The organism is Pseudaeromonas pectinilytica (assembly GCF_054780855.1).
On sequence record NZ_BAAGVN010000047.1, the window covers coordinates 1 to 1134 of the forward strand.

The following is a 1134-nucleotide window of genomic DNA, read 5'->3' on the forward strand; positions in this document are numbered from 1 at the left end:
ACTGGTGACGTTGGCAGAGCGTAAGAGCCGTCATTATCTGGTGAAACGAGTTCGAAGCAAGCAGGCCGATGAGGTCCGGGATGCGATTATCGAGATGCTGAGGCCGTATGCCAAGCACGTCCACACCATCACCTTTGACAACGGCGGCGAGTTTGCCGGGCACAAGGCAATAGAAGCGGCGCTAGAGGCGAAGACCTATTTTGCACATCCCTATTCGTCGTGGGAGCGAGGCCTGAACGAAAACTTCAACGGATTGCTGCGACAGTACATCCCGAAGGGAACGGATTTGAGAACAGTCACGGACGAGGAGATAGAACAGGCGCAAAGAGCGTTGAATCTACGCCCACGAAAATGTCTCGGATTTAGGCAGCCCGGCAAGGTGTTCGAGGAATACTTCCGAGCTGCGTAGGCGGGTGTCGCACTTCAGAGTTGAATTCGCGCATTATCGTTGTAATCGAGGAGCCAATGGCATCGATACCTCGGGGATCTTGTTGCTGCAATACGCTGATTTTATAGCCGTTTGCAGTGGCGCCAAAGACTCGGCCAGCCCAGGGCATTTCACGGTGCAAGGCAGCCTCGGTTATGCCCGCATCATGGATACACCCAATATCTGCGGCCAAGCCGAGGTGGTGTTGAATAATGGCCAGCAATACCATCATCAACCTTCGATCCCCAATCATATGGAGTACGAATTTCAGGACTTCCGGGATTGTTATATGGCGCGGGATTATGCTCGCTGTTATGCCTGGCTGGATATAGCACACACTGTCTCCTCGGTGCTGGAACAGGCTCGTCACTCCGCCAACATTATATTTGCCGGTGATGAAAACAGGCCGCAGGATGGAGTGAAATAAATCCTATGTTCGGCGCTAATCATATAGATGAGATCCTGTTTGTGGTCTGTTATGGCAATGAGCAGCATCATGGCCGTGGCATTGCCAAAATCCAGTTGAATCATCCCAGCGGTGAATTACAGCTTGTTGATTTTCTATCCATGGCGGAAAAACCAGGTGCGGTTATCTGTTTGGGAAAACAGCTATGGGTATCATTTCTTCATGTACAGGATCTTTAGCTACAACCAATTGAAATAGATAGAAAAAAGGCTTCGTTTGTGATCTGATTTAATCGCCAAAA

General features: G+C 50.1%; 3 protein-coding genes. All 3 read left to right on the top strand.

From position 1 onward, the window contains the following. The coding region (locus ACYVG7_RS04265; protein ID WP_460881993.1) for an IS30 family transposase at positions 1 to 409 on the top strand (409 nt) is incomplete at its 5' end. Between the two features lie 4 nt (positions 410 to 413). Then, positions 414 to 854 carry a hypothetical protein gene (locus ACYVG7_RS04270; RefSeq protein WP_460881994.1) on the top strand — a complete coding sequence of 147 codons (441 nt, stop codon included), beginning with the start codon at positions 414 to 416 and terminating at the stop codon, positions 852 to 854. Positions 855 to 859: 5 nt separating this feature from the next. Then, positions 860 to 1072 carry a hypothetical protein gene (locus ACYVG7_RS04275; protein ID WP_460881995.1) on the top strand — a complete coding sequence of 71 codons (213 nt, stop codon included), beginning with the start codon at positions 860 to 862 and terminating at the stop codon, positions 1070 to 1072. The last annotated feature ends 62 nt before the right edge of the window (positions 1073 to 1134 follow it).